The sequence below is a fragment of the Xenorhabdus littoralis genome (genome assembly GCF_033949345.1).
In the GTDB taxonomy this organism is placed as follows: Bacteria; Pseudomonadota; Gammaproteobacteria; order Enterobacterales; family Enterobacteriaceae; genus Xenorhabdus; species Xenorhabdus littoralis.
In genome coordinates this window covers 1-4,055 of record NZ_VCDP01000041.1, presented here as the reverse complement: position 1 = coordinate 4,055, position 4,055 = coordinate 1, and the positions used below count along the sequence as shown (strand labels likewise).

Here is a 4,055-nt window from a genome sequence, read left to right as displayed (position 1 = left end):
CATCACGGAAGTGATTGTCAAACCGTTTATAATCAAAGACAAAGAGTTTACACCGCCAAATGGCACCGTCATTGCTGATGATAAAACACCCTATATCTTTACCCCGGTTATTACGTTCGATACGGCCAACAATAAACCGTTACCACCGGATGTCGCGATTGACAATGTTCAATGGACAACCGAGCCACCCATTGGTGAAGAATCCGGTCTGGCGTGGGGTAAACCTGCTCCAACAACGACAACCAATGATAAAGGACAATTAGAGGCCGCATTAGTGAGCAGTAAACCCGTCAAGGAGGCGAAAGTCTTCCTGCAAATGGATGGCATGGAAAAAACACAGGTTGGCAGCGTGAGTTTTGAGGAGAACCCTGCGCTTTTCCAGGTGGACACAATTAACATTTCACCGCCGCCCGACACGCCACTCGTGGCCGATGGCAAACAGACCTACACCTATACAGCGACAGTTTTGGATGGCAATAAGCAGCCGATAAATAAGAAAGTCACTATCTCTCATGTCAATTGGGGCATCGGTAAGGATAGCAATAACAAAAACCTGATTTGGAAGCCCAGCAATGGCGATGTGGCAACAAATGAGAAGGGTGAGTTAACCGCTACGTTAGCCAGTCACGAGAAAATAGAGAATGTCACGGTTTCACTGAGCATTGAAGAAAAACCATCTGTTGAAGCCAAGGCGGTTTCCTTCATTCGGGATACTTCAGGTGACCGGGTTAGCAGCAAAATACAGCTTACCCCTCAAAGCCCTATATTCATTAATGCCAAGATCCCTTATACCTTTACAGCGCAATACCATGATGGAGAAGGAAATTCATTACCAAACACGAAAATTCCTGGCCTGACCTGGAATATTACGCAGGATGGAAATCCACTAGATTCAGACATACTAAATAAGCTCACTTTTACTAACAGTGGAGATACCACAGATAATAATGGGAACATAACGGCAACCTTAAACAGCAGTATTGTTATAGACCGTCTTATGGTTACTCTTAGTACATCTAAAGGACCGTCTGTTGACGCGCCGAATGACGTTGCTTTTATCGATAACCCCAAAAATTTTCAAATCCAAAATAATCGTATCGAGGTTGAATCCACGCCTCCCGGTAAGAAAGTCCTCACCTCTGATGGTACGCAAAAATTCACCTACACGGCGGTTATAGTGGGTAGCGATGGTACGACGCCTGTAGAAGAAGGGACTGAAATTGAGAATGTGCAATGGGGCACAGATCCACAAGGACTCAATTTAGTGGCTGAAAAGGGAACAGTACAAGCAGGTAAAGATGGGAAATTAACCGCAACATTAACCAGTACCAGTGACACAGAAATAGATGGAATTAAGGTTTCACTGGCTATTGAAAATCATGCAGCAGTTTGGGTCGCGGATACAGACAAAGTCGCTTTCAAACCAGAGACGATGAAAATAATACCTGATAATCCTGGCCCGAAATTGGTGAATGATAGCTATACCTATACCGTAACCCTCAAGAATAGTGAGGGGGGTAATGAAGTAGGTAAAACCGTAACGTGGGCATTTGCACAAAACATTCCGGGTGTCACATTCACAACGCCAGTCGCTACACAAACGGATTCTCAAGGGGAAGCACAAGTGACTATCACAAGCACAACAAAAGCATCAAATGTGATTGTCACAGCTTCTACCGATAACAATATCAAGCGATCTGCTCCACCTGTAGAGTTCAACTGGCCAACAGTGGCTGCAATCACGCCAACTCAACCGAATGGCACTGTTAATGCTGGTGGAGAGTATGATTTCACGGCAAAAATAGTCGGTGCTGATGGTACAAGCGAATATAGCGGCTCAAAATTTAAATTTGCATGGAAAATCACTAAACCTGCCGACCTAGCCGCGGCAGGGCTTTCTTTGTCCCCCGCGGAAGCAGACTCAGTCTCTAACGGGGAATTAAAAGCGGCATTGAAAAGCGACGCGGGTAAACCTGCGGCTCAAGATATCGAGGTTTGTTTAAATGTTGTCGGTGCAGGTGAAGCCTCACCTCCGGGGAAATGTATAAGCTCCATAAATTTCGCCACTCCACCGGAGGATTTTGAGATCAAACAAATAGAAGTAACGCCATCCGCTACTCCATTAACAGGTAATGGCAAAGATCATATTACCTATAAGGCGTTAATTATTAAGAAAAATGCGGGTGGTAAACCTGAACCAATTAAAGAACATACTTTTACTAATGTAAGCTGGGCTATTGATGATAAACACAATACAATTAAAGAATTAAAAATTTCCCCTTCATTATATGAAGGGAAACAATATACAACAGATAAAGATGGTTATTTAATTGCGACTTTAAGCAGTAGTGAAAACGTAGGTGTCAATAAAGTTTTTGTGAAATTAACGGTAGAAGAAGGTCAATATCATCACAGTGCTGATTCTACATCAGAAAGTTTTGAACCCGTTCCGCTGCCCGCTGTATTGTTTGTTTATAACCAATACAATAAACAGAAGAATAAAATTTTTTATGAACCGCATCCTACTAATTTATTACTTTCTACAGCAGCAGAGTTAAGAGCACTTTCTGATCCCAAAACTCCTTTTAATAAAAAAGAACTTAAGTATAGTGCCCAGGGAAATACAGCTTATACAGGAGAAATCATGGTAAATTTAGGTAACAATGATCAAGGTCCTCTGATAATTAACGCACCTGGTGAAGCAACAATAACAGCCAACATTACAAAAACAGATGGACGAATTTATCTATATCAATATCACAATAAAAGTATAAGAATTATTAGCTCGCTAGGAAAGACAGTAGATGCAGATTATAGCGGTTATTATCCTCTTTATGGGGATACCTTCTGTGAAAGCTCTAATCTTAATAATTCGACTTTTAGTTTAATTAACGAATATACACCGAACATTAACTTTCTCGACAAATCCCAAGGACCAGATACCGTTTTTTCGGAATATGACAATCTTTTTGATTGGGGGGTTTTTACAGCCTCAAATGACACCCAAGCGACAAGAGACGAACAGACAATAATAGCATATAGTGGAAATACCTCCAATAAGGTGATATATAACGCTAATACTGGATTACAAGATCCAGGAGCAGATGGTTTGATCGTGTGCTCTCTGTCGTCTCAACCAAGCTATTAGATGTGAGATCCCTGACTTCGACTGACAGATCATTTTAAGCTTTCATTTTCTCAATAAGAATCTCATAAGGCGTTCCCTTCATCACCAGTGTTCGTCGCAATATGAAGGCCCGGTTTTTATCACTTTGGGATAGGATCACATTAAGAAAACGTTTTTTAATCGAAACCATGAATGATCAATTGAAAAGTATCTCTCAGATAGAACTTTCAAGACATCGGAGCGTTGTCGGCTTTTTGTTGGAGATTGTATCAAGCTTAATTGCTTATACATTCCAACCGAAAAAGCCGAGCTTAAGTTTACGTGCTCAGGAAATCGCAGTGCTTAAGCAGAGTTAAAGTTTCTTAGTAAGATGTGAGGCAATGCTCTCAATTCATTGCATTCATCATATAGTATCACATCCACTAAACACACCCTGCTTGCTGTAAAAATCGGTAGAGTTATGCTCAACGGGAGCAACACCAATCAATGAAATGCGAAAAATTCACATACTATTCTTCGAGGTATTTTGCTACAGTGATTTCAATGATCTTACATTGTTCGTATACTACTTTGATGAGAGTGTTTATAGCTTCTTATGCTTAGAATGTATTTTTCCAAGACCTTGCTGTTCTCAAACATAAACAATATGACAAATTGGCACCAGCTAGTCATTCTGGCCTGAAATGAAACTCCTATTATAAATGTGAAAACAATATTCTGATAAATTTTTCTTTATTTGATTGAGTCATTATGCAACTACTTGAGCTGATTGTGTATATGCATAAATCCTATATATCTTAGCGAGACACTCGATTATCTTCACAAAATAAAATACCTTATTCAATTTTTCCATCCTATTCTTAAATGAATATTTTCAATATATTCAGAAGGAAATTAATTTGAATAACATAATAGATAATAGATAATA

General features: G+C 40.0%; 1 protein-coding gene and 1 pseudogene. Both read left to right on the top strand.

Going from position 1 to position 4,055, the window contains the following annotated elements; genetic code table 11:
• A partial coding sequence (locus tag FE394_RS11815) for a hypothetical protein (RefSeq protein ID WP_319926587.1) occupies positions 1–3,148 on the top strand: 3,148 nt, incomplete at its 5' end.
• A gap of 71 nt (positions 3,149–3,219) precedes the next feature.
• Positions 3,220–3,483 (top strand): annotated as a pseudogene (locus FE394_RS11810) (transposase); the annotation flags it as partial.
• Between the last annotated feature and the right edge of the window lie 572 nt (positions 3,484–4,055).